At 42.1% G+C, this 24154-nt stretch carries 22 protein-coding genes; 12 read left to right on the top strand and 10 right to left on the bottom strand.

The window, feature by feature from the left end:
• Window positions 1–48: 48 nt before the first annotated feature.
• The 6 genes from ACFOWS_RS12830 (at window position 49) to ACFOWS_RS12805 (ending at window position 4195) form a co-directional block, all read left to right on the top strand.
• Window positions 49–636 (top strand): hypothetical protein, encoded by a 588-nt coding sequence (locus ACFOWS_RS12830; RefSeq protein ID WP_379765130.1) that lies wholly within the window; start codon window positions 49–51, stop codon window positions 634–636.
• A gap of 114 nt (window positions 637–750) precedes the next feature.
• Window positions 751–969 (top strand): hypothetical protein, encoded by a 219-nt coding sequence (locus ACFOWS_RS12825; protein WP_379765128.1) that lies wholly within the window; start codon window positions 751–753, stop codon window positions 967–969.
• The gene (locus ACFOWS_RS12820) at window positions 969–1274 is read left to right on the top strand and encodes a type II toxin-antitoxin system RelE/ParE family toxin (RefSeq protein ID WP_379765126.1); all 306 of its coding nucleotides are present in this window, start codon (window positions 969–971) and stop codon (window positions 1272–1274) included. The genes ACFOWS_RS12825 and ACFOWS_RS12820 overlap by 1 nt, the downstream gene beginning before the upstream one ends.
• Before the next feature lie 86 nt (window positions 1275–1360).
• Entirely contained in the window at window positions 1361–2986 is a 1626-nt protein-coding gene (locus tag ACFOWS_RS12815) for a M1 family metallopeptidase (protein WP_379765124.1), read from the top strand.
• Between the two features lie 178 nt (window positions 2987–3164).
• Window positions 3165–3641 carry an Hsp20/alpha crystallin family protein gene (locus ACFOWS_RS12810; protein ID WP_379765123.1) on the top strand — a complete coding sequence of 159 codons (477 nt, stop codon included), beginning with the start codon at window positions 3165–3167 and terminating at the stop codon, window positions 3639–3641.
• Between the two features lie 71 nt (window positions 3642–3712).
• On the top strand, window positions 3713–4195 hold the full coding sequence (locus ACFOWS_RS12805; RefSeq protein WP_379765122.1) for a hypothetical protein: 483 nt from the start codon (window positions 3713–3715) through the stop codon (window positions 4193–4195).
• 91 nt (window positions 4196–4286) lie between these two features.
• Here the strand turns inward: ACFOWS_RS12805 and ACFOWS_RS12800 are convergent, their stop codons facing one another.
• A complete protein-coding gene (locus tag ACFOWS_RS12800; RefSeq protein ID WP_379765121.1) occupies window positions 4287–5135 on the bottom strand; it encodes a pseudouridine synthase in 849 nt (282 codons plus the stop codon).
• Window positions 5136–5499: 364 nt separating this feature from the next.
• Here ACFOWS_RS12800 and ACFOWS_RS12795 point away from each other — a divergent pair, with 364 nt between their 5' ends.
• Entirely contained in the window at window positions 5500–6231 is a 732-nt protein-coding gene (locus ACFOWS_RS12795; RefSeq protein ID WP_379765120.1) for a bile acid:sodium symporter family protein, read from the top strand.
• Between the two features lie 87 nt (window positions 6232–6318).
• Window positions 6319–9519 (top strand): AsmA-like C-terminal region-containing protein, encoded by a 3201-nt coding sequence (locus ACFOWS_RS12790; protein ID WP_379765118.1) that lies wholly within the window; start codon window positions 6319–6321, stop codon window positions 9517–9519.
• 171 nt (window positions 9520–9690) lie between these two features.
• On the opposite strand, the gene ACFOWS_RS12785 is transcribed toward ACFOWS_RS12790, so the two are convergent.
• The 4 genes from ACFOWS_RS12785 to ACFOWS_RS12770 all read right to left on the bottom strand — a co-directional run bounded on the left by ACFOWS_RS12785 (window position 9691) and on the right by ACFOWS_RS12770 (window position 13718).
• A complete protein-coding gene (locus ACFOWS_RS12785; protein WP_379765116.1) occupies window positions 9691–10641 on the bottom strand; it encodes a carbon-nitrogen hydrolase family protein in 951 nt (316 codons plus the stop codon).
• Window positions 10641–11546: a geranylgeranylglycerol-phosphate geranylgeranyltransferase gene (locus ACFOWS_RS12780; protein ID WP_379765114.1), complete on the bottom strand. Its 906-nt coding sequence runs from the start codon at window positions 11544–11546 to the stop codon at window positions 10641–10643. The genes ACFOWS_RS12785 and ACFOWS_RS12780 overlap by 1 nt, the downstream gene beginning before the upstream one ends.
• Window positions 11547–11556: 10 nt before the next feature.
• The gene (locus ACFOWS_RS12775; protein WP_379765112.1) at window positions 11557–12495 is read right to left on the bottom strand and encodes a mevalonate kinase family protein; all 939 of its coding nucleotides are present in this window, start codon (window positions 12493–12495) and stop codon (window positions 11557–11559) included.
• Between the two features lie 131 nt (window positions 12496–12626).
• The gene (locus tag ACFOWS_RS12770) at window positions 12627–13718 is read right to left on the bottom strand and encodes a diphosphomevalonate/mevalonate 3,5-bisphosphate decarboxylase family protein (RefSeq protein WP_379765110.1); all 1092 of its coding nucleotides are present in this window, start codon (window positions 13716–13718) and stop codon (window positions 12627–12629) included.
• A gap of 92 nt (window positions 13719–13810) precedes the next feature.
• On the opposite strand from ACFOWS_RS12770, the gene ACFOWS_RS12765 reads away from it, so the two are divergent.
• Window positions 13811–14287 carry a TspO/MBR family protein gene (locus ACFOWS_RS12765; protein WP_366587216.1) on the top strand — a complete coding sequence of 159 codons (477 nt, stop codon included), beginning with the start codon at window positions 13811–13813 and terminating at the stop codon, window positions 14285–14287.
• Window positions 14288–14375: 88 nt separating this feature from the next.
• Here the strand turns inward: ACFOWS_RS12765 and ACFOWS_RS12760 are convergent, their stop codons facing one another.
• Window positions 14376–14918, bottom strand: a complete 543-nt coding sequence (locus ACFOWS_RS12760; protein WP_379765108.1) for a DUF1697 domain-containing protein — start codon at window positions 14916–14918, stop codon at window positions 14376–14378.
• 61 nt (window positions 14919–14979) lie between these two features.
• Here ACFOWS_RS12760 and glpK point away from each other — a divergent pair, with 61 nt between their 5' ends.
• Together glpK and ACFOWS_RS12750 are read left to right on the top strand one after the other, a co-directional pair.
• Window positions 14980–16479, top strand: a complete 1500-nt coding sequence (glpK, locus tag ACFOWS_RS12755) for a glycerol kinase GlpK (protein ID WP_379765106.1) — start codon at window positions 14980–14982, stop codon at window positions 16477–16479.
• Window positions 16480–16525: 46 nt separating this feature from the next.
• Window positions 16526–17254 carry an MIP/aquaporin family protein gene (locus ACFOWS_RS12750; RefSeq protein ID WP_379765104.1) on the top strand — a complete coding sequence of 243 codons (729 nt, stop codon included), beginning with the start codon at window positions 16526–16528 and terminating at the stop codon, window positions 17252–17254.
• Between the two features lies 1 nt (window position 17255).
• Here the strand turns inward: ACFOWS_RS12750 and ACFOWS_RS12745 are convergent, their stop codons facing one another.
• Together ACFOWS_RS12745 and ACFOWS_RS12740 are read right to left on the bottom strand one after the other, a co-directional pair.
• A complete protein-coding gene (locus tag ACFOWS_RS12745; RefSeq protein WP_379765102.1) occupies window positions 17256–18527 on the bottom strand; it encodes a BaiN/RdsA family NAD(P)/FAD-dependent oxidoreductase in 1272 nt (423 codons plus the stop codon).
• Complete coding sequence (locus ACFOWS_RS12740; RefSeq protein ID WP_379765100.1) at window positions 18527–19279, bottom strand: glycerophosphodiester phosphodiesterase; 753 nt, start codon at window positions 19277–19279, stop codon at window positions 18527–18529. The genes ACFOWS_RS12745 and ACFOWS_RS12740 overlap by 1 nt, the downstream gene beginning before the upstream one ends.
• A gap of 190 nt (window positions 19280–19469) precedes the next feature.
• On the opposite strand from ACFOWS_RS12740, the gene ACFOWS_RS12735 reads away from it, so the two are divergent.
• On the top strand, window positions 19470–19889 hold the full coding sequence (locus ACFOWS_RS12735; protein ID WP_379765098.1) for a hypothetical protein: 420 nt from the start codon (window positions 19470–19472) through the stop codon (window positions 19887–19889).
• Window positions 19890–19938: 49 nt separating this feature from the next.
• Here the strand turns inward: ACFOWS_RS12735 and ACFOWS_RS12730 are convergent, their stop codons facing one another.
• Window positions 19939–21810 (bottom strand): alpha-amylase family protein, encoded by a 1872-nt coding sequence (locus ACFOWS_RS12730; protein ID WP_379765096.1) that lies wholly within the window; start codon window positions 21808–21810, stop codon window positions 19939–19941.
• A complete protein-coding gene (locus ACFOWS_RS12725; protein ID WP_379765094.1) occupies window positions 21807–24113 on the bottom strand; it encodes a glycoside hydrolase family 65 protein in 2307 nt (768 codons plus the stop codon). The genes ACFOWS_RS12730 and ACFOWS_RS12725 overlap by 4 nt, the downstream gene beginning before the upstream one ends.
• Window positions 24114–24154: the final 41 nt, after the last annotated feature.

Here is a 24154-nt window from a genome sequence, read left to right as displayed (position 1 = left end):
TAGCTTCACTCCTAGCTTGCAATAACGACGTAAAATTTCCATCAAAAATTGAAAACACAAAATATAGCAATCGTATTTGGGGTTATACTGCTGATAGCCATTGTAAGTTTCTTGGTTTATCTTTTTGCACTTTCTTCTGCCTACACCCTCAACAAACCTGATAAAAGGCCTTTTTATATAACGGCCCAGCCAACAATTGTCAAAGGGATTTTGGTGCCAAAAGGGACTAAAATCATTTATGAAAAACAATACTTCTGGGAAAAACAGGAACAAAAAAAACCACTCCAAGAAAAAAATATTATACAGATCTCTTTTTCGGAGGGAGTCACAATACTCTGGGGAGGAGTACCGATTACTTCCATTGTAAAGTTTTATAATTCAGAAATGAACGGTTTTACGGTGTATGCTGATTTCAATTCACTACATAAAAAAACCCGATTCTCTACCCATTGGCAAAATTGTAATGATGGTTTGGGAATAACTGTTGAGGATAACGATGATTGGTCATTCAACACAAAAAACATTTTGGATGTTGAATCATGCGGTGTGAATTACCAAAGGTATTTTAAGGACGATGAAAACCAACAAAAATACCTTGATAATTTGTACCATGCCTTGATGATCATCGAAGATTAAAAGTAACTTTTTAATCTTTTTAGTTCCCGGTAAAAACACCTAAGCTCTTCCTTAAACTGTGTCTTAAACCCCATGAACTGATTAAATTTGTACCTTTGATTCAAAGCGGTTGTCATGGATATTCAAACTTCCAAGCTAGAATTAATAAAGGCCATATTGAAGATTGATAATGCAAGTATTATCGAAAAAATTGCCAACATTATCAAAAGTGAGCAAGAGGATTTTTGGAACGAACTATCCCCCGAACAACAACAGGAGATAAAGAAAGGATTGGAAGAACTCGATCAAGGCAAAAGGGTTTCGTACGATTCATTTATTAAGAAGATTTCCTGATGCATGTATTTTTATCGAAGCTAGCTGAGGCTAAACTTCTAAAATTGAACGATTACCTAATTGAAAACTGGGGTTTAAAAGCAAGGGACAAATTTGTAGAAAAGCTTAACCAAAAAATCTCCCAAATATCATCGCAACCCAAAAGTTGCCCCGAATCAAAGGAAATAAAAGGGCTTTATAAATGCGTGATCACAAAGCAATCTACTTTTTACTATCGGATTTTAGTAGAAACCAAGGAAATTGAAATCGTCACGGTTTTTGATACAAGGCAAGATCCAGATTCATTGAAAAAGGATTTGAAATAACTACCTATAAAAGCACAACATTGCCTAGGGCCTCTAGCTACTCCTACATTTTGAGAAATTCCCTAAACTCTTCCCAAAATTGTATCTTGAACCATCAACTTAGTGATTTCTTTATGCAACAACGAATTGTAACCTTCCTTCTGGCTTTTGTTTTGGTTTGTTTTCTTGGAAATGCCCAAGATCAATATCCCAAAAATGAAAACGTAGATGTGCAACACTACGTGTTTGGACTTTCCCTAACTGATGCTTCAAACGAAATTCAAGGTGAAACCCAAGTAACGGTTTCCTTTAAAGAAAAAGCGACCCCTTTTGCCTTGGATTTGGTTTCAAAATCAGGGGAATTTGGCATGGAAGTTACAGAGGTATTGGAGGACAGCCTACAAGCGGACTACACCTACACCGAAAACAAAATCAATATTGTTCCAAAAACAGATGCCAAAACGCAAACGTTTAGCATAAAATATCACGGTATCCCCGAAAGAGGCCTTGTCATTTCTACAACCAAATTCGGAAAACGCTCCTTTTTTGGCGACAACTGGCCCAACTTGGCACGGCATTGGCTTGCGTCGGTAGACCATCCGTATGATAAGGCGAGTGTGGTATTTCAAATTACCGCTCCAGATCATTACGATGTGGTGGCGACCGGTGAAAAGATTGAAGAAAGCAACCTTGAAAACGGCTATAAGCTTACCATTTACAATGAACCTGCTCCTGTGGCCACCAAGGTCATGACCATTGGTGTAACAGAGTTTGCCAGTCGGATAGTGGGCGAGGTACAGGGCATTCCCGTTTCGGCTTGGGTGTATCCACAAAATCGCTTGGAGGGTTTTCACGATTACACTGTAGCCGGGAAGGTGCTGGACTATTTCATCAATGCCATTGGCCCCTATTCCTATGCCAAACTGGCCAATATGCAGGCCAAAACCCAGTGGGGCGGATTGGAAAATGCAGGTACCATTGCTTATTTTGAAAATTCAGTCACCGGAAATAACACCGTTGAACCCTTGATTGCCCATGAAATTGCACACCAATGGTTTGGCAATTCGGCCACAGAAAAAAGTTGGAACCACGTGTGGCTCAGTGAAGGTTTTGCGACATATTTCAGCATCCTATATTTGGAAAATGTGTATGGTGATGAACGCAGAAAAGAAGAATTGGCCACGGATCGCAGGGAAATTATTGCCTATTACAAAACCAACCCTTCCCCAATCGTGGACCTCACCATTACCGACCCTATGCGGGTACTCAGCACCAATACCTATCAAAAAGCGGGTTGGGTATTGAACATGCTTCGGTATGCCTTGGGCGATGATACGTTTTGGAAAGGGATTCGGCAATACTATGCCACCTATCGCAACAGTAATGTCCTGACCGATGACTTTCGGCAGGTGATGGAAGCCGTTTCGGGTAAAAGGCTGGAAGGCTTTTTTCAGCAATGGTTATTTACCGAAGGCCATCCACAACTGAAATGGAATTGGGAATACGAAAAGGGAAAAGTCGTTCTAAATCTGGAACAAATGCAATCCCATCATGTGTTCCAGTTTCCTTTGGAAATTGGGTTGGTAAAAGATGGAAAAATGGTCGTTGAAACGATTCAAGTGGATGGGCGATCCCAAAACTTTGAAATACAATCAAAATTCCGTCCAGACAGCATCATACTGGACCCCAATCAATGGACATTGTTTCAGACTGTCAGTGGCCCGAAAAAATGACATTGTTGATTGTGACATACTGACATCCAGTCTGTTAATTTTTATTGAAGGATATCATCTGTATTCTTAAAAAATTTTAAAGTCAAGCCTTTCACATTCCCCATGAAATGGTTTGGCATTTTTTTTGTCTATGCACTATTGAACATTTGAATTATTGTCTAACTAAAATTTAGCAGTTATGAGTAATTTAGTTGCAACAAAAAATGGAAGTGTGGCAAAATCAAATTCAAATAGCCTAACCTTCCCCATGTGGTCTTCCTGGATTGATGAATTGTTCAACAGGGAGCTCCCTTCAGTTTTTACATCAAATTTTAATTCGGGCCTTACCCTTCCCAAAGTCAATATTAGGGAGACCAAGGATTCCTACTACGTGGATATGGCGGTCCCCGGGTTAAAAAAGTCAGATTTCACTCTAGATCTGGACAATCAGGTACTCTCCATTTCGGCAGAGACCAATGAACAAAATCAGGAAAATGAGGACAACCATATTAGAAGGGAATTTGGTTATGCTTCGTTCAAGCGTTCCTTTTCTTTGCCGGAAACCGTAAATGAAGATAAGATCAAAGCGGAATATAAAGATGGTATTTTGAGCATTCATTTGCCCAAAAAAGAAGAAGCCATTAAAAAACCGGCCCGCAGCATTAAAATAGCTTAAGGTACGGTAATTCTGGAGAGGCCTCGTTCAGGCCTCTCCCATTATTTTGTTTAACCTTAAAATTATGCCCTATGAAAAAGTTTGTACTACTTTCCTTGCTTTCGTGGGTATGTTTTGGTTGCAATGGACAAGAAAACAATACCAAAGAAAATAGAGAAAACCAAAATCTTGCACAACAGCCCCAGGGTAGCTGGAAAGTGAACCGGGAATTTGATGAAAATGGAAACCTGATCCAATACGATTCCATTTATTCATGGTCTTCTTCAGAATATGCCGAAGATTTGGCCCAAATGGACCGTGATAGTTTGTTTACGTCCTTTAGATCCAGATTTTCGAGAAGTTTTTCCCAATTTGATGATGATGGTTTTCCCAATTTCTTTGCAGAAGATTCTCTTTTTAGCAAGCAGTTCTTTAAAGATGATTTTTTTGAAAGTCCAATAGGACGGGACTTCATGGATTTGGACAAAATCCATAAAAAAATGGAAGAGATGCAAAGGCAGTTCTTGGAACATTACGCTCCAAAACCAGACCAAGAAGAAAAAGAGCAGATTTAATTAGAATTGTAATTTCTAGAATGGCATTCCCCTCACTTAAAGTGCAGGGGATTTTTTTTGGAAAAATCCCGCCTAAAGCTAACGGCGCTTTTTACTTTATCATCTTCAAATTGATCACCTCCTGCTCGGTAAGGTGGCGCCAATGGCCACGGGGCAAGTCTTTTTTGGTCAATCCGGCAAAGATGACGCGGTCAAGTTTGCTCACTTCGTAGCCCAAATGTTCAAAAATACGGCGTACGATTCGGTTGCGACCACTGTGAATTTCCACACCCACTTCGCGCTTGGGAGCCCCTTGGATAAAACTGATGCTATCCACTTCAATGGGGCCATCTTCGAGTTCCAGACCGGCCTCAATTTTATGCAGGTCGGCCAAGCTTAAACTTTTGTCCAAATGCACGTGGTAAATCTTGCGAACCCCATGTTTGGGATGCGTCAATTTTTTGGTCAAATCTCCATCATTGGTAAAGAGCAAAAGACCGGTAGTGTTTCGGTCCAAACGACCTACGGGCAACAAGCGGGCTTTGGTGGCACTGGAAATCAGTTCCATAACCGTGCGTCTCCCTTTTTCATCGCTGGTGGTGGTGATAAAGTTCTTGGGTTTGTTGAGGAGGATGTATTCTTTTTTCTCGGGATTAAGGCGTTTTCCATCAAAACGGACATCGTCGGAACGTTTTACCTTAAAGCCCATTTCGGTAATCACCTTTCCATTGACCGAGACATTCCCCGCAGCAATGTAGGTGTCCGCTTCCCTTCGGGAGCAAATGCCTGCATTGGCAATATAACGGTTCAACCGAATCTCATCCGGATTCGATTTTTTTACCGGGGCATTTCGTTTGTCTTGGGGTTTGTAATTTTTGGAATAGGGCTTTCGCTGATTACCCTCGTCCCCTTTGGTGTTTCGGGAAGGTTTCCGGTTGCGGTTATTGTCTGATTTCGCCATCAGTCATAAAATTTTGGCGAAGATATACATTATTTTCAGGCCAAATACGATGATCTCACGCTTAATTTTGATAATCTGCAAGGCCGAGAAAAGCCATCAAGGACTCTGAAAACCAAAACCATCAATTGGTGGAACCAATCCATCAATTTTGTAACGGTTATTTTAAATAGATTTTAGAACTTCACGTAGTGCACATTAATAGACTATTCACCAAACTCCTATTTTTCTATGACCATTACTGAATTTATATCCCAACTGTTCCTACCCTTGTCCCTTGCCCTAATTATGTTAGGTATGGGAATGAGCCTGGTACCGGCCGATTTCTCCAGAATCTTAAAATCCCCAAAAAACCATACTGATAGGATTGACGAATCAACTTATTCTGTTGCCCATTGTGGGTTTTCTACTAGCCATATCTTTTGATTTGAGCCCTACAATGGCCGTTGGGTTGATGATTTTGGCCTCCTGTCCCGGAGGTCCTACCAGCAACTTGATTACCCAAGTCTCCAAGGGTAACATTGCCTTGTCCGTTACATTGACTGCTTTTTCCAGTACGGTAACAGTCTTTACCATACCATTTATCCTATCGTATGTGTTGGCCTATTTTGGCACAGGTACCGATGTTACCATTGAGCTTCCCATTGTGGATACAATCATTCAAATTATGGTAATCACTGTCATTCCCATTGTAATGGGGATGATCATCCGAAGGTTTAGAACCGCATTTGCCCTACGTATGGAAAAACCCATGCGCATCGCTTCCACTGTACTTTTTATTTTAGTTTTTATCGCCGTGATCGTTTCAAATATTGAGATTATTGGTAGGGGAATACGAGAAGTTGGGTTGGTAACCTTATTACTGAACGTTTTAACCATGGGATTGGGCTATGTTGCCTATAAACTGTTCAAGTTGGATTTTAAAAGTGCCATCTCCATAACGGTGGAGAGTGGCATTCAGAACGGAACATTGGCTTTTGTAATTGCTACCACCATATTGAAGAATGTTGAAATGGCCATTCCCACAGGAGCCTATGCCATATGGATGTTCGTAACAGGTGGAATTTTGATGTGGCGACTTGGGAAAAGACCAGATTAACCCTTATAACGCAATAATTATGAAACTACCGGACAATCTTAAAAACGGTTTCATCGTTTGGTTAACGAGCTACACTTTTACAAGGGTATGAGGTTTACATTCATTAAAAAGCGAAAATTCTGGTGGCGATCCATTGCAATTGCGGTTCTTTTCCCAATTGTGCTGCTAGGCAGTTTGTTGCTATATATCCATACTGCTCAGGATGAAATTATCCAGGGTGAGATAGATGTGCTCAATCAACAGCACGAGGGTCTCATCACCATAGATAAGTCCAAATTATCCCTCTTTGGCAATTTCCCCCACATTTCCATAAAGCTCTACGACCTACGCATTTATGAAACCAAAGCGGATAATGCCCCCAAGATTTTGGATGTGGAAAATCTCTACATCGGATTCAATTTATGGGACATGGTCAGTGGGAACTACGATATTCAGTCATTGCTGATAAAGGAAGGCACTTTCAATATCGTCATCCATCAAGATGGATCAAACAATCTTCAGAATGCACTCAAGTCCGAAACTGATTCCGAGGAAGAAGAACCTATGACTGTGCATCTTAAAAAAATCAAATTGCAAAATCTCGACATCCATAAGTTGGACGAAGCCACCAATACCGATATTGAAACGTTCATCTATGAGGCGATTGGAGGCATTAGCCTTGGTGACGAATCCATCGCAGCCCATGTTGACACTGAATTTCAATTGAATGTGTTCCAAAATGGAGAGCAAACCTATTTCCACCACAAGCATTTTGAACTGCACACCGACCTTACTTTTGATGAACAAACAGGAATACTTCAAATAAAACCCTCTGGCATTACCATGGAACATGGCGATTTTGATCTTGAAGGGTCGCTGGACACCAAAAACGGTATGGACATTGACCTAAAGGTCAAGGGAACCAAACCCAACTTTGATATGTTCATCGCATTTGCTCCCGAAGACCTGATTCCAGTTCTTGAACGCTATAAAAATGAAGGTAAAATCTACTTCAACGGCATTATCCAAGGGCCTATGGGCGGTGGAAAAATGCCCTTTATTGAAGCCTCTTTCGGGGCCAGTGAGGCCTTTTTGGAGAATACCGAAGAAAGAAAACGTATCAACGAAATGGGATTCAAAGGCTACTTTACCAACGGAGAGGCCCGGAACCTGAAAACCATGAAATTTTCTTTGACCAATATGAGCGCAAAATTGGAGTCGGGGAATTTTTCTGGAGCGTTGGTCGTAAGCAATTTTGAATCGCCAGAGGTGGATATGCAATTGGATGCCGATTTTAATTTGGCCTTTATGACTAAATTCTTGAACATTGATGATATTGAAGACGTTTCCGGAAATGTATCGCTAAAAATGAACTTTCATGACATTATCGACCTAGACCACCCAGAACAGGCCATCAGTGATTTAAACCAAGCCTATTTCAGCGAATTAAGGGTGTCCAATCTTAGTTTTTCAACATCAAAGCTTCCGGTGCCATTGGAACAGCTTAACATGCACCTCATCATGAAAGGCAAGCAAGCTACCCTTGATACTTTTAACCTAGTGATGGGCCATTCCAAGCTTTCCATTACAGGCTATCTCTCAGACCTTCCGGCTATAGTGCACCATACAAATGACCCCGTTGATGTCCATTTGGATATACAGTCTGATGTTCTAGACATTGCCGAACTAACACGCTACTCCGAAGCAGAACAAAAAGGAATTAATGAACGGGTTGAAAATTTAAGCACTGGTTTTTCCTTCAGAGCCTCTGCCAAAGATTTTACAGAATCCGAATATTTACCAAAGGGCGAGTTTTTTGTAGACAGCCTGTATGCCAAACTTCAGCATTATCCGCACGAACTCCATGATTTTCATGCTGATTTCCTTATTGATGATGAAGATTTGAAGATTGTGGATTTTACAGGCTACATCGATGATTCAGACTTTCATTTGAACGGTATGGCACACAACTACAAATTTTGGATGCAAAAAACCCTCAACGGGGACGTAGACTTGGATATCACCTTGACTTCAGACTTGCTCCGCCTGGAAGACATCTTTTCCTACGGAGGTGAAAACTACGTTCCTGAGCAATATCGCCATGAAGAGTTCGAGAAACTCACATTGCATGTAAATTCCAGCATGCATTACATAGATTCATCCTTGCATTCCATTGATTTGGATTTGGACAGATTGGACTCCAAAATGCACCTGCACCCCTTACGTTTTCAAGACTTTAATGGTAGAATACATTATGAGGACGAGCATCTTGTGGTTGAAAATCTGCATGGTAAAATTGGCAGAACCGTTTTTGATGTAAACTTGGACTATTATCTTGGGAAGGACCAAAGCATTAAAAAGAGGGACAATTATTTGGCGCTGAATGCAAATTACATTGATTACGACCAGCTTTTTAATTTCAATACAGTGCCTCCCAAAATTGCAACAACCACTGAATCCGTAACAGAAGACGTAGAAGAACACGCAACAGCTTTCAATATTTACGAATTGCCCTTTACGGATATGCGGTTTGATGTCAATATTGGTCATTTCATTCGCAATCGCATCGACTTAAAAAATATTGACGCCAGTTTACGCACCACACAAAATCATTATGTGTATGTGGATACCCTGTCCATGGATGCCGCTGGTGGGCATTTGAACATGTCGGGATATTTTAATGGTAGCGACCCAAAACACATTTATTTGAGTCCTAATCTTTCCTTGGACAATGTTGATATTGACCAGATTTTGTTCAAGTTTGAAAATTTCGGGCAAAATCACTTAATTTCGGAAAATCTGCATGGAAAAGTGTCTTCAAAAATCAATGGAAAGATTCGAGTGTACCCCGATTTGGTTCCCGATTTAGATCAATCTGAGGTACATATGGATGTCCAAGTACTGAACGGACGCTTGGTCAATTATGAGCCCATGGCCATGCTATCCGATTATATGGGGGATAAAAACCTGAAAAACGTTCGGTTTGACACGCTCCAAAACCATTTGGACATCACCAAAGGGCGTATCACCATACCCGACATGACCATTGAATCCACACTGGGGCACATGGAAGTATCGGGCACCCATGATATGGAGCAAAACATTGAGTACTACCTCAAAATTCCGTGGAAAACCGTAAAAAGAGCTGCGGTTTATAAACTGTTCGGCAATAAAAAGGACAAAGACTCCATTCCTACGGATGATAAAATCATTGAAGTGGACCCCACCAAAAAAGTGCGTTACCTAAATCTAAAAATTCACGGAAACATTGAGGATTACGAAATTTCCTTGGGGAAGGATAAAGATTGACCCACGCTTTCATGAAATGAAAGAGTTGATTTATCAATCTAGGCCAGCTCCTTAATTAAAAAACGGCTAACTTCACTCCTGCCTGCCGGCAGCTATCGGATGCTAAAAACCATTAAAACGATTTTTAGCTTAAACGATAAGTGCCATTCCAAAAAACTTCATTAAGCTTTTTTATTCCTTAAACCCAACCGTAGTCTGCCGCTCCCGATTCACGGTTAACTTCGTCACATCAGGTCTTGAATAGTGGCCTACGGGATCAAAGTTTTGACGTTCCTCATATACCCGGTTAAAGTCCAGAGTTTTATAAAAAATGCCCTCTTTGTTAGCAATTGGTTCCACTAGCCACTCCCCATCAGGTCCTGCAATACAACTGCCGCCATCGGCCAATACTTCTGGGGCCTTTTCCAAGATTTTCTCCAAATGGGGAGTATCTTTTGGAAAATCGGAAGTGTGCATCAATGAGGAGACCGAAATCACAAAGCTTCGGGATTCCCGTGCAATAAAACGGGTAATGTCCTTGGTGTTATGAACCCCTCCGGGCCAAACGGCTACATGCAGATTTTCCCCTTGGCCATATAAAGTCGCTCTGGGCAACGGCATCCAATTTTCCCAACAATTGAGTCCGCCCACCGTAAATTGCTTAAGGGAATGTACCCGCAATCCGTGACCATCACCCGGCGCCCAGGTCAAACGCTCATCATACGTAGGCTGTAATTTTCTATGCACCGATTTGATCTCACCGGTCTCGTTGATGTAAACCAAAGAACAATACAGGCTATGTCCGCCCCGATCTTTGGGACGCTCCATCATTCCCAGATAAATGGCCATGTTATGTTTTTTTGCCAGTTGACAAACTTCATCCAGTTCGCCGGCTTCAATCTGAATGGAATTACGGGCGTAATGGGCATGTAGCTCCTTATTCACCTTCAAATCCCACGCCGCTCCATCCGTATAGGCCAACCAAAAGGGATATCCCGGAAGATAAGCCTCACCAAAAATTAGAAGTTCTGCTTTCTCCTTCGCTGCTGCTTCTATGGCAGTCTTAATTTTATCCAACGTGGCAGCCTTATCCAACCAAACGGGAGACAATTGGGCCATGGCCACTTTTAATTCATTCTCCATTACACTATTCTATTTAACACCAAATCAACATCAATCAACAAAATACTGAAAACACCTGCAACAATGATGAACTTTAAGATGTTGTGCAGCCACACGTAGTGTTTTTTGTCCTTGGATTTCCATAACAACACCAAAAACAAAATCAAAAGGGCAATGCACCCCGTAAAATAGAGATACATATAGCCCACATCAAAGGTTTTGATGAGCAATAGGGCTGGTACCAAGGTCAACATAATCAACAGCGCAATGCTGAATTTGGACACTTTTGGGCCATAAATAATGGGTATGGTACGGTAGTTTTGGGCTAAATCGCCCGCCATGTTTTCTAGGTCCTTGATCATTTCCCGCGCCAAAATCAATAAAAACAAGAAAACGGCATGCACAAATATGACTGTTTCAAAATTTCCATAGTACACAAATACTACAAAAAAGGGGGTTATGGCCAAGGTGGCCGACACCAAGTTTCCAACAAAGGGAATCCGTTTGAGTTTGTGGGAATAGAACCAAATTCCAAAAATATAGGCCGAAAAAAATAAAACCGCCCTAAACGAAATGTAACTGGCTGTCAGAACCGCTAAAAAATTAAGGATAAAGTAGGTAGTGAGTTTAAAACGTTGGCTTACCAACCGATCCAGCATGCTCTTGGTAGGCTTATTGATTAAGTCCTTTTCAGCATCATAAAAATTGTTGATGATGTACCCACTGGCAATTACCAGCGCCGAAGCAGTCACGATCAAAAAAAGGTTCAGGTCAAAAACCACCTGCCGCAGTGGAATATTTGGTGAAAGAATATAGATGGAAGCCAAGTACTGCGCCAAAGTAATCACCAGAATATTGTATCCTCGGACCACAGAAAATAGACTCAATAGCTTAAAAAGCAAGAGTTTGTTTTTTCTACTAAGCATTGGATTGCTTTTAGAAGTTGTAGACCACTTCCAAATTGTAGCCTTTGAGTGCTTTTTTGGCTTTTTCCAAATCTTCAGTGAAGCCTAAGATATATCCTCCACCACCTGAACCGCAAAGTTTTAGATAATAGTCATTGGATTCGATGCCCTGCTGCCACAACTGGTGGAACTTCGCCGGAATCATGGGTTTGAAATGGTCTAAAACCACATGGGAAAGCTGTTTTAGATTTCCAAAAAGGGATTTCACATTACCATTTAAAAAGTCTTCCACACACGCATCGGTATGCTTCACAAATTGGTTCTTGATCATGTTACGGAACCCTTCCTGCTTCATTTTTTCCATAAAAATCTGCACCATGGGAGCGGTTTCGCCCGTAATTCCACTATCTAATAAAAACACAGCACCTTTTCCATTGGTATTTTGGGTTGGGATACTGGTAGACTCAATATTGTCCTGGGAATTGATGAGGATGGGCAAGCTTAGATAACTATTCAAGGGATCCAATCCAGAGGATTTTCCATGAAAAAAGGATTCCATTTTCCCGAAGATTTTCTTCAGTTTTAGAAGTTTGTCTCTGGTGAGATTTTCCAAAACGGTGATTTTATCCTTGGCATATTTGTCATAAATGGCTGCGACCAAGGCACCACTACTACCAATTCCATACCCTTGTGGGATTGAACTGTCAAAATACATACCGTTGGCAATGTCCTTTTCCAAGGATTCCATGTCAAAAGAGACTAAGCCCTTTTCCTGCTTCTCAATAGTTTTTAGGTATTCCGCAAAAGCTTTTAGACTATTGTTGGATTTTTGGGCCAACTCGGACAGGTTCTTCTCCTGTTTTAGGGCTCCCTTGAAAAAATTATATGGAATGGAAAGCCCCTTGGAATCTTTGATGATACCATACTCTCCAAACAGCAGAATCTTAGAATAAAATAATGGACCCTTCATAAACTTCTACCAAGATACAAACTATTTTGTTTAATTTTGAAAACAATCCGATAAACAAAACAATTTTCTCCCTGAATTTTGTGTTTCCTATTAGAACTCGGGACAAATAACGCAAAAAAACCGCTTTGCTGTTACTGATCAGCGATTATTTTAGCCCCCATCCCAATTCGGTCGCAAATATAGTGCCCTTTCTCGCAGTGCACAACTAATTCATCCTGAATAAATTGAATGGCTTTTTCCTTGACTGATTCTGGATATAGGACATGCACATTGGCCCCGGCATCCAACGTGAAACAAATGGGAACTTTGGTGTCGGTTCGGTACTTCCAAATTTTGTTGATGATTTCCAAGGTATCGGGTTTCATCAAAATAAAATAGGGCATGCTGGTCATCATCATGGCATGGAGGGTCAGGGCTTCGCTTTCCACCATTTTGATGAACTCCTCTAAATCCCCGCCTGCAAAAATAGATTTGAATTTATCCAAATTACCAAAGGCTTGTTGAAAACGGTTTTGGGCATATGGGTGACCATGCATTAAATCATGACCCACGGTACTGCTCACTTGCTTTTGACCTTTATGCACCAACAAAATGGTGTCGTGATAATTTTTGAACACCGGATTCACCTCAAACGGATATTTGATTCCGTATAGATTTGAGCTATCTGGTATATTAGGATGTTCTCCCCATTGGATCAAATCGCCCTCAATGCTCCTGCACGCACTTCCAGAACCCAGTCGCGCCAAAAAAGAAGCCTTTTTCTTGAAAAATTTCTCATTCATTTCCGGGTTCAATTGCTTTTCAACATCCAATAAACAAAGAGAAAGAGCAGCCATTCCACTGGCCGAGGATGCAATACCACTGCTGTGCGGAAAAGAATTTGAGGTTTCAATGGTAAAATGATAGTCTTTCAAAAAAGGCACATAAAACTCAATCCGCTTAAAAAAAGTTTCAATCTTGGGCTTGAAGTCTTCCTTTGGCTTCCCTTCAAACAACAAGTCAAAAGAAAAACCATCCTTACCATCTTCCCTTTTTTGGTAGGCAACCGAAGTTGTAGTGGCACAGGTATCCAACGTAAAACTAATGGATGGATTAGCCGGGATTTGATTCGCCAACTTGCCCCAATATTTTACCAAGGCAATATTGCTGGGCGCTTTCCATGTTACTTTTCCACTATCTGAAAAATGTTGGTATGGTTCTGCCTTAAAATCTTTTTCGGTCATGGAAAAGCTATTTGGACAAATATACACTTGCAACCCTGTTCTTGGAAAACGGATTGAAATAAATTCTTATTTTAGACGGAGTTGCACCAACCATGAAGAAAAGTATCATTTACATTGCTATAAGCATTGCCGTTTGCCTATTGATAGGATTTTTGGCAGGAATTGCTACACAAAGTTCCGTAAACGATTGGTACGCAACGCTGAACAAACCAGAATTCACCCCTCCCAACGCAATTTTTGCTCCTGTCTGGACGGTTCTTTACATACTTATGGGTGTGGCAGCTGGAATGGTATGGTCCAAAGGGTACCACCATATTTGGGTGAAAACGGCTTTGTACCACTTCTTTTTTCAGCTTTTGGTGAATGCGTTGTGGAGTATTGTTTTTTTTGGATTGAAAAATCCCTTTGCGGCCCTTTTTGTCATTTTAGCACTACTGACCTTAATCATACTTACCATTAAATGGTTCAATGTAGTGAGCAAACCTGCAGCTATTTTGATGATTCCTTATTTACTTTGGGTGGGTTTTGCAGCAGTCCTTAACTACAGAGTTTGGGAGCTGAATTCCTGATAAAGTTCAAGTTCAAGAATCAAGTTCAAGTTCAAGTTCAAGTTCAAGAGACAAGTTCAAGAGACAAGTTCAAATTTAAGTTTGGGATTTACCCTTGTTGAGTCATTTCCAGTAACTTTTGCATGGTTTTGTGGTTCCGTGTAGTGGCCTCGACCTTTAACTTTTGTTCAATTAGGTTGTTGTTGAGTTTTGCATTGCCATACCCCTTTTTACACATCAAGTACACGCATTTTTCAGTAACCTGAAAGTCTTCATTGGGATAGTTTACTTCTTCGAACTGCGTCACCAAATCCTTCTCTGGAGCTTTTTTGAGCAGAACGTAGTATAACTTATTTTCTTCCTCTTTGTCAGCAAACGGATTGGCTTCCAATATTTCTTTTATGTCATTGCCACTGATAACGAGAGTGGGCACTTCAAAACCAAAATCCTTTAAAATTGTTTCCCGGATACTATTTTCCAAGCTTTTCAAATTTCCTTCTGAACTTTCAAAAATAACATTGCCGCTCTGTATATAGGTCTGCACATTTTCCAGTCCGGTTCGGGTCAATGTTTCCCGCAATTCCGCCATTTTAATTTTCTTTTGGCCACCTACATTGATTCCCCGTAAAAGTGCTATAAATGTCTTCTTCATGTTGCCTTAAAAAATACTCGGATAAATTTTAGTAAATTCCAATGCATTAAATTAACTAAAAATGAATCAATACATCCTTGCACTAGATCAAGGCACCACAAGTTCGCGTGCTGTGGTCTTTGATCAAAAAGGAAGCATAATCTCTGTGGCACAGAAAGAATTCACCCAAATTTTCCCACAACCGGGATGGGTAGAGCACGATCCCAGCGAGATTTGGGCCACCCAAGCCGGCATGGCCGCAGAAGCCGTCAGTAAAAAAGGTCTAAAAGGTGAACAAATGGCTGCCATAGGCATTACCAACCAAAGGGAAACCGTGGTGGTTTGGGACAGAAAAACAGGTGAACCCATCTACAATGCCATTGTATGGCAAGATAAACGTACTGCGGATTATTGTGATGAATTGAAAAATCAAGGAAAGTCGCAGATGATTCGGGAAAAGACCGGATTGGTCATCGATTCCTATTTTTCGGGAACCAAAGTCAAATGGATTTTGGACAACGTAGAGGGTGCCCGGAAAAAAGCAGAGGCGGGAAATTTGGTCCTGGGCACCATAGATACGTGGCTTATTTGGAAAATGACGGAAGGCAAACTCCACATTACTGATGTGACCAATGCCTGTCGCACCATGCTGTTCAACATCAATACCATGGATTGGGATGATGAGCTTTTGGATTTATTGACGATTCCCAAGAGCATGCTTCCCGAAGTAAAACAATCCAGCGAGGTCTACGGGCATACCAGTCCCAATTTTTTTGCCTCCAAAATACCGATTGCCGGGATTGCAGGAGATCAACAAGCCGCTTTGTTCGGGCAAATGTGCACCAAAAAGGGGATGGTGAAAAACACCTACGGCACGGGCTGTTTTATGCTCATGAACATTGGTGACAAGCCCATTGTTTCTGAAAACAAACTCTTGACCACAGTGGCTTGGAAAATCAATGGAAAGACCCAATATGCTTTGGAGGGCAGTATTTTTATTGCCGGAGCTGTGGTGCAATGGCTGCGGGACAGTCTTGGCATCATCAAAAAATCATCTGATGTAGAAAAACTGGCCAGTTCTGTGGATAGTTCCGAAGGAGTTTATTTTGTGCCTGCCTTTGCCGGGTTGGGCGCTCCCCACTGGAACCAACATGCCCAAGGCACCCTGTTTGGGTTAACCCGTGGTAGTACTGATGCCCATATTGCGAGAGCTGCACTGGAATCCATTGCCTACCAGACCATGGATATTTTAAAGGCTATGGAAGCCGATTCTGGAATTGCCATCAAAGAACTTCGTGTAGATGGTGGGGCCACGGTGAATGATATGCTCATGCAGTTTCAGGCCGATGTGTTGAATACCGTAACGGTACGGCCCAAGATTGTGGAAACCACCGTTATGGGGGCCGCTTATTTGGCAGGATTAGCCGTAGGCTATTGGAAAAATACCGATGAAATTCAGGATATTTGGCAAGCTGATGTTCATTTTAACCCTTCAACCGACCGAAAAACCATAGAAAAGGGGATACAGGGTTGGTACAGGGCCATAAAAGCATTGGAATATTGGACAGAAAACCAGAATTAATATCAAGACCTTATAACCAAACCATTAACTTTTATCATCAAATCGTATGACTCCTTTTATTGCTGAGATTGTCGGCACCTTTTTGCTCATGCTCTTGGGATGCGGCGTAAATGCCAATGTTTCGTTACAAAAAACCTACGGTTCTGGGTCGGGCTGGATCGTGATCACCACCGGATGGGCCTTTGCGGTCTATACTGGTGTAGTGGTGGCTGGTCCGTACAGCGGAGCGCATATTAATCCGGCTGTGACCATTGGCTTGGCCGTTGCGGGTGAATTCCCAGTAAATGATATTGCTCCTTATATCATTGCTCAATTTATTGGAGCCATGTTGGGTGCCTTTTTTGTATGGCTGATGAACAAAGACCATTTTGACGCCACCCTGGATGGCGATACCAAAAGAGCTGTTTTTTGTAATGCTCCAGCCATTCCCAATACGGGTTTAAATCTCCTCACAGAAATTTTGGGAACCTTTGTGCTCGTTTTTGCTGTGCTTTATTTTACCGATGCCACAATTTCCTCGGACAATACCATTATTGGTTTGGGGTCTTTGGGAGCGCTTCCCGTGGCCTTGATCGTTTGGGGCATTGGTCTTTCTTTGGGAGGTACAACAGGATATGCCATTAATCCGGCGCGGGATTTGGGCCCTCGCATTGTGCATGCGCTGGTCCCAATAAAAGAAAAGGGAAGCAATGGGTGGGGTTATTCATGGATTCCTGTTGTAGGCCCTATTTTAGGGGGTGTGCTCGCAGCCGGAATGGCAATGCTGTTGGGTTAATTTAAGCTTGTGAAGCAATGGCCGTAGCGGCTATAAAGGCACCAGTCCATGCGTTTTGAAAGTTGAATCCTCCCGTAATGGCATCCACATTGATGATTTCTCCAGCAAAGTAAAGGTTGGGGTGCAATTTGCTCTCAAATGTCTTGAAGTTGATTTCCTTTAGGTCTACACCCCCTGCGGTGACAAATTCTTCTTTATAGATACTTTTTCCTTCTACCCGAAAGGAACATGCGGTGAGCTGTTTGGCCAAATGCATCAATTTTTCTTTGGTGATGTCGGCCCATTTTTCATCTTTTTCAATGTCGGCCGCCTCCACTAATTTTGTCCACAAACGTCTGGGAAGTTGAACAGCTTGGGTACGCATCACTGTTTTTTTGGCTTCAACTTCCTTCACTTTTTTGAGAAAACCTTCCATAGATCCTGTGGTATACTCTGGGGTCCAATTGATGTTCACCCGAAACACATAGTTGTACTCATTGAGTATGTTGGCCCCCCATGCCGAAAGCTTTAAAATGGCTGGGCCGCTAAATCCCCAATGCGTAATCAAAATAGGGCCTTCGGAACGCAATACCGGTTGATCTTTGACCATACTTTTTAACCCCAAGTCCTTTTTATCATTAGTAAAAATACGCTTAGGTGGAACTTCCACAGAAACATCCGCACTTATGCCCTGAATTCCTTGTATGCGTTCATCTTTAACATTGAATGTGAACAGTGATGGGACTGGTGATACAATGGTATGCCCCATTGCATCCAATTGACTCCATATTTTGCCATTGCTACCCGTGGCGAGCAGCAATTTTTCAGCTTGGTAATGCTTGTTCATGGTAGTAACCTGCCAGCCATCATCCTGTTTTTGAAACTTTTTTACGGAGCTGTTCTTTAAAACTTTTATGCCCAATTTCTTGGCTTCGCCCTCAAAACAATCAATAATGCTTTGGGAAGAGTCGCTCTTTGGAAAAACACGGCCATCTTCCTCAATTTTTAGTGGGACCCCCCGTTCTTCAAAAAAAGCCATGACATCCATAGGGGCATGGGCGTGGAACGGCCCCAAAAGTTCTTTTTCGCCCCGTGGGTAATTGGTAATCAGCTCTCTGGGGTCAAATTCGCCGTGGGTAACATTGCATCTTCCACCACCTGACACCTTTACTTTGGAAAGTACGGTTTTACCGCGTTCAAAAATGGCCACTTTAAGTTGCGGCGCCTGTCCCGCAATATGAATCGCGGCATAGAATCCGGCTGCACCACCACCAACAATGATTACATCGAACATTAATGGGCCCGCTCAGGATAATTGGTGATGATACCATCTACCCCAAAGTCCTTCATTTTTTGAATGTCTTGAGGTTCGTTCACGGTCCAGGTGTACACTTTAAGGCCTTCATCCTGAATCTTAGCCGTGTTCTCAGCGGTCAATGTTGTGTAATTTGGGTTAATGGCAACTGCATTGAGCTCTTTGGCCACTTCAATGGCCTGTAATGGGTCTTCTTCGGTGAGAACGGCGATCTTAATATCTGGATTGATTTTCCGCATTTCCCTTAATTCATCCCAAATAAAACTGGAAATAATGATGTTATCAGCAGACCAACCTCTATTAGAAATATAGTAGTTTATAACTTGGTTGACCTTCTCTGCCGTTTTGTATCCCTTCAATTCAATGTTCAGCGCTACTTGGTTATTGATCAACTTTAAAACATCTTGAAGAATTGGGATTCTATGCCCGCCTTCAACAACCAGTTGCCGCATGGCGAACATATTGTAATCCTCAATCATACCACTGCCATTGGTAAGTCTATCCACAGTACTATCATGAAAAACCGCAATTTCACCACTATCAATTCGAAACACATCAATTTCAATCATATCCACTCCTAAGTCCATCGCCTTTTTTATGGACACCAATGTATTTTCAGTCTCATGACCCATGGCTCCTCGATGGCCAATGACCAAGGGTTTTGAATCTTTCATACCACAACTGTTTAAAATTAAAACGGCCAGTACAGCCAAGAATAACCTTTTTTTCATGTTGTTCGTGTTTGAGAACGCTAAAAATACAATTTGAAAACGAAACAATGAACCCTTTGCTTGAATTAGGATTTGACAGGTCTATCCAACTAAAAAAATGATATTCATTACTTTATGGTTTATATTTTATGATATTGATAATTTTTATTTAATATATTTATCACATTAACAACCAATTAAATAAACCAATATGTTTTCAAAATCTAATTTGTTGGCCACCTTGGTCGGCGCTATTGTCATGTTTTTCTTGGGATACCTTATTTGGGGTATTGCCACTGTAGATTTTTTTGAACAGCACACCGTTGTCAATGTTATGAAAGAGGTTCCCAACATGGGCCTCATTGCATTGGCAAACTTGATTGCCGTGTTTGCATTGAGCACCCTTTATAGCAAATGGGCAAGAGGCCACCATTCAGCGGGGCAAGGATTTCAATTTGGGGTTTGGATCGGTATTTTTATAGGACTTGGCATGGGCTTGCTAAATTATGCAACCGCCAACTTTATGGATATGACCGGCCATATTGTAGAAGCCATAATTGATATTGTTTTCTTTGGTATTATTGGAGCCGTAATCTCATTGGTCTATCAAAAAACAGCCACAAAGGAATAAAATCACTAACCACCTTGAACTTGGGCGGATTGCGTTGCAATCCGCTTTTTTATTGCTCCAAACTAAAAATAAAGGATTGCAAAGGTTCCAACGCCAACTGTACTTCTCCCCTTCCCTCTTTCATCAAAAGTCTTTTGTGGACCTTTCCGTACAATTTATCCTGAAGTTGGTATGTGTTTTGGTTCAATTGCCATTTGGCAATGATATCTTCGGGTATTTTTAGATTGATATCGTAACTCTTGTGGGCATCAAAATTGGAGACAATAATCAGTTTTTCTTCAGAAGACCATCGCACAAAGGAAAACACCCTATGATCATATCCTTCAGTGTTGTCTTTGTTATAGTAATGGATTTCCTGATAGTCTCCCATTAAAGCATCACTTTCAATAGTGAAATTTAACAATCGCTGATAGAAATCCCGCAACTGCTTTTCCTCTTCTGAAAGCTGACCGCCATCAAATTTTTTATCGTTCATCCAGCGTTGGTGGTGTGGTACGCCGATATAATCGAAAATGGAAGTCCGGGTCGGTTTCCCAAAGCCCGCATCCTCCGCACCGGGTTCCCCAACTTCCTGTCCGAAATAAATCATGGTGGGTGAAGTGCTTATCGTGGCTGAAACTACCATCGCCGGCTTAGCCAACTTTGCATCACCTACAAAATCTGGGCTGGCGATGCGCTGTTCATCATGATTTTCCAAAAAATGGAGCATATGATGCTCTATATCGGCCACTTTTTGCTGAACCACGGGAATGTGGTCTGTCCAACCGTAGCCCTTCATAATATGTTTTATGCTATCGTAGAGGTCGACCTTGTCATAGAGATAGTCCATTTTCCCCAGATGGATATATGCCCGGTACAAATCCGGATTATAGACCTCAGCCAGTAAAAAAGCATCGGGATTTTTCATTTTGATATTGGAATTCAGGTAGCTCCAAAATTCCACCGGTACCATTTCAGCCATATCAAACCGGAAACCATCCACACCAAAATCCAACCAATATATAGCAATGTCCTTGAACTTGTTCCAAGAATCAGGCAAGGTTTTGTCCTTCCAAAATTCATAATGGGCCTTGTAGTCCTTTGTCCAGAAATCCTCGGGCAGTTCGTCGAAATCCTTACTACCATCTGGGCGAATACCATAGTTGACCTTTACGGTTTCATACCAATCGTTGAAATGGGGCTGGGCCAATCGCGAACCATTGCCGGTCCATTTGGCCGGAATTTCCTCAAATTTGGAATCAGACAAAGCATTTTCCTCACCTCCAAGGGGCAAATAACCATTTTCCCACTTGGGCACTTTAAAGGCTTCACCGGGAATATAGTAGAAGTTGTTATTGACATCGTATGCCTTACTGGTATCATCACTGGCCCCAAAATCTTCAACCCCCTGTGGATTTGTCCTTCCTTCATACTTTCTGGCCACATGGTTGGGTACAATATCGATGATGACCTTCATATCGGCTTTGTGGGTTCGGTCAACGAGTGCCTTGAATTCTTCCAACCGTTTTGCAGGATCTAGGGCCAAATCAGGGTTTACATTGTAATAGTCCTTTACTGCATAAGGGGAACCGGCACGTCCCTTGACCACATCGGGGTCATCATTGGAAATTCCATACGAGGTATAATCGTTGATCAAGGCATGATGGGGGATTCCGGTATACCAAATGTGTGTTACCCCCAAGTCTTTGATTTCTTCCAATGCCTTATCAGTGAAATCGGCAAACTTGCCAACACCATTTTCCTCAATTGTGCCCCAAGGTTTGTTGGTAGTATTGGTATTTCCAAAAAGTCGTGTAAAAACCTGATAGACTACCTCTTTTTTCTTCATTGGTGGTTCAATGGGTATTTGGTTGCTTCTCTCTTTGCATGAATATAACACCCCCAAAGCAATCAAGAAAGCAATGGGACGACTAGTTTTCATGCTTTGACGGTTTCTCCCGGAATCAGTTTTACCGGTTTCTCATTTACTTGAATGGTCAATGGTTCATTTCCAGTGATTTCAAAAGAATTTCCATCGGCGGAAATGTGCACAGTGATAATTTGGTTCCTAAAATTGATTTTAAAGGAATAAGATTGCCATTGGTCTGGAATCTTGGGCGCAAAGTACAACTGGCCATCCAACACCCGCATACCGCCAAAGCCTTCCACAATGCTCATCCAGGTGCCGGCCATGGAGGTAATGTGCAGTCCTTCCTTTACCTCTTTGTTGTAATCGTCCAAGTCCAGTCTGGAGGTCCTGAGGTAGAAGGTGTATGCCTGCTCCATCCGTCCCAACTTGGCGGCTTGGATGCTGTGCACGCAGGGCGACAGTGATGATTCATGAACGGTGAAAGGTTCGTAGAAATCGAAATGGCGCTCCAGTTCCTCTTGGCTGAAGTGGTCCTCGAAGAAATAAAATCCTTGGAGCACATCGGCCTGTTTTATATAGGGGGACCGCAAAATCCGGTCCCAGCTCCATTTTTGGTTGATGGGCCGTTCGGACTTATCTAGATCTTGGACTTTCACCATTTTTTTGTCCAAAAATCCGTCTTGCTGCAAGAAGACATCATGCTTTTCCGAATAGGGAAAGTACATGTTCCCGGCCACCTTTGCCCAATCCTCGGTCTCGAGTTGGGCCAAGTCGGTTTTCTGGATAATTCTTTTGTAATCTTCCGGATAGGACTCTTGGACAACTTTGAGCTGTTCCAAGGCATATTCAATGCACCATTTTGCCAAATAGTTGGTGTACCAGTTGTTGTTGACGTTGTTTTCATACTCATTGGGTCCGGTAACGCCCAACATCACATATTGCTGTTTCTCTTCGGAAAAATTGACGCGTTGGTGCCAGAACCGGGCTATCCCGATCAAAACTTCCAACCCCATTTTTGGGATGTAGCTGTAATCGCCTGTAAACCGATGGTAATTATAAATGGCGAAGGCAATAGCTCCGTTTCTATGGATTTCCTCAAAGGTGATCTCCCATTCGTTATGGCATTCCTCCCCGTTCATGGTCACCATGGGATAGAGTGCTGCTCCATTGGAAAACCCAAGTTTTTCGGCATTCTCTATGGCTTTTTCCAGATGATTGTACCGATATTTTAAAAGATTCCAGGCTACTTCCTGATTTTTGGTAGCCATGTAAAAGGGCAAACAATAGGCTTCGGTGTCCCAATACGTGCTTCCTCCGTATTTTTCCCCTGTGAATCCCTTGGGGCCGATGTTCAATCGGGAATCTTTACCCAAATAGGTCTGGTTGAGCTGGAAAATATTGAACCGGATGCCTTGTTGCGCCTCTACATCGCCTTCAATGGTGATGTCGCTCATCTCCCAGATCTTGGCCCAGGCATCTTTCTGTTTCTGAAGCAGTGCATCAAAACCCAATTGTATGGCTTCATCCAATACGGTGTTGGCCGCTTGTAGCAACCTATCCTTTGGATGGTTCCTGTCCACGGTATAACCGCCAAATTTTATTAGGGTGAGGGTTTCATCTTTGCTAAGCTCGATTATATAGGAATGGCCAACGGAGGTATCGTCTTTTTTCGTGGTTGGCTCTGCGTCTGATTTTGCTCCATCAATATACAGCTCGCTTTGCATAAAAGTGCAGACCGAAAAGTTGGTCTTCATGGTATGCGATTCAACAAAAGCCCTTTTCCCCTTCGATGTAACATTGGTGATGTTCCAGAACTTATCGTCCCAATTGGTGTCCTTGTTCTTGATTCCGCCATCCAAATAAGGGACCATAATCACCTCTGCGTCTGAATTGAGTACCTGAAGGTTATATTGAATGGCTCCGGTTTCATCAAGATCCAAGCTGAGAAAACGGGTTACGTCCACTGCAACTTCCCAATCATTGGGCAGGGTGGCCACAAAACTGCGTTTGTACCAACCCTCCTTCATGTTGAGTTCTCTACGGAAATGCTCCACTTTTTTGCAAGTGTTCAAATCCAAGGAAACATCATTGACTAGGATATCGATTCCAATCCAATTGGGGGCATTGAGGACTTTGGCAAAATATTCGGGGTAGCCGTTCTTCCACCATCCCACACGGGTCTTGTCCGGGTAGTAGACCCCTGCAATATAACTGCCCTGAAACGTTTCTCCGGAATAGTGTTCTTCAAAATTGGCACGCTGGCCCATGGCCCCGTTGCCCAAACTGAAAAGGCTTTCGGACGACTCAACCTGCTCACTATCAAACCCCTCCTCTATAATTGACCAAGGGTGTGCTTTTATATAATCCTGATTCATTGCTTACCAAAATTGTGGGGCAAATGTAGTTACCTTTATGA

It is taken from the genome of Flagellimonas marina, from assembly GCF_042651185.1.
GTDB classification, from domain to species: Bacteria; Bacteroidota; Bacteroidia; order Flavobacteriales; family Flavobacteriaceae; genus Flagellimonas; species Flagellimonas marina.
Note: the sequence above shows the minus strand (reverse complement) of the source record. Positions and strands in the feature narration are given on the sequence as shown.

What these genes read in the sequence shown, in the direction of transcription:
- ACFOWS_RS12825 (WP_379765128.1), top strand. Translation starts at nt 751, where the DNA reads ATGGATATTCAAACTTCCAAGCTAGAATTAATAAAGGCCATATTGAAG.
- ACFOWS_RS12820 (WP_379765126.1), top strand. Translation starts at nt 969, where the DNA reads ATGCATGTATTTTTATCGAAGCTAGCTGAGGCTAAACTTCTAAAATTG.
- ACFOWS_RS12810 (WP_379765123.1), top strand. Translation starts at nt 3,165, where the DNA reads ATGAGTAATTTAGTTGCAACAAAAAATGGAAGTGTGGCAAAATCAAAT.
- ACFOWS_RS12805 (WP_379765122.1), top strand. Translation starts at nt 3,713, where the DNA reads ATGAAAAAGTTTGTACTACTTTCCTTGCTTTCGTGGGTATGTTTTGGT.
- ACFOWS_RS12800 (WP_379765121.1), bottom strand. Translation starts at nt 5,135, where the DNA reads ATGGCGAAATCAGACAATAACCGCAACCGGAAACCTTCCCGAAACACC.
- ACFOWS_RS12790 (WP_379765118.1), top strand. Translation starts at nt 6,319, where the DNA reads ATGAGGTTTACATTCATTAAAAAGCGAAAATTCTGGTGGCGATCCATT.
- ACFOWS_RS12785 (WP_379765116.1), bottom strand. Translation starts at nt 10,641, where the DNA reads ATGGAGAATGAATTAAAAGTGGCCATGGCCCAATTGTCTCCCGTTTGG.
- ACFOWS_RS12780 (WP_379765114.1), bottom strand. Translation starts at nt 11,546, where the DNA reads ATGCTTAGTAGAAAAAACAAACTCTTGCTTTTTAAGCTATTGAGTCTA.
- ACFOWS_RS12775 (WP_379765112.1), bottom strand. Translation starts at nt 12,495, where the DNA reads ATGAAGGGTCCATTATTTTATTCTAAGATTCTGCTGTTTGGAGAGTAT.
- ACFOWS_RS12770 (WP_379765110.1), bottom strand. Translation starts at nt 13,718, where the DNA reads ATGACCGAAAAAGATTTTAAGGCAGAACCATACCAACATTTTTCAGAT.
- ACFOWS_RS12765 (WP_366587216.1), top strand. Translation starts at nt 13,811, where the DNA reads ATGAAGAAAAGTATCATTTACATTGCTATAAGCATTGCCGTTTGCCTA.
- ACFOWS_RS12760 (WP_379765108.1), bottom strand. Translation starts at nt 14,918, where the DNA reads ATGAAGAAGACATTTATAGCACTTTTACGGGGAATCAATGTAGGTGGC.
- glpK (WP_379765106.1), top strand. Translation starts at nt 14,980, where the DNA reads ATGAATCAATACATCCTTGCACTAGATCAAGGCACCACAAGTTCGCGT.
- ACFOWS_RS12750 (WP_379765104.1), top strand. Translation starts at nt 16,526, where the DNA reads ATGACTCCTTTTATTGCTGAGATTGTCGGCACCTTTTTGCTCATGCTC.
- ACFOWS_RS12745 (WP_379765102.1), bottom strand. Translation starts at nt 18,527, where the DNA reads ATGTTCGATGTAATCATTGTTGGTGGTGGTGCAGCCGGATTCTATGCC.
- ACFOWS_RS12740 (WP_379765100.1), bottom strand. Translation starts at nt 19,279, where the DNA reads ATGAAAAAAAGGTTATTCTTGGCTGTACTGGCCGTTTTAATTTTAAAC.
- ACFOWS_RS12735 (WP_379765098.1), top strand. Translation starts at nt 19,470, where the DNA reads ATGTTTTCAAAATCTAATTTGTTGGCCACCTTGGTCGGCGCTATTGTC.
- ACFOWS_RS12730 (WP_379765096.1), bottom strand. Translation starts at nt 21,810, where the DNA reads ATGAAAACTAGTCGTCCCATTGCTTTCTTGATTGCTTTGGGGGTGTTA.
- ACFOWS_RS12725 (WP_379765094.1), bottom strand. Translation starts at nt 24,113, where the DNA reads ATGAATCAGGATTATATAAAAGCACACCCTTGGTCAATTATAGAGGAG.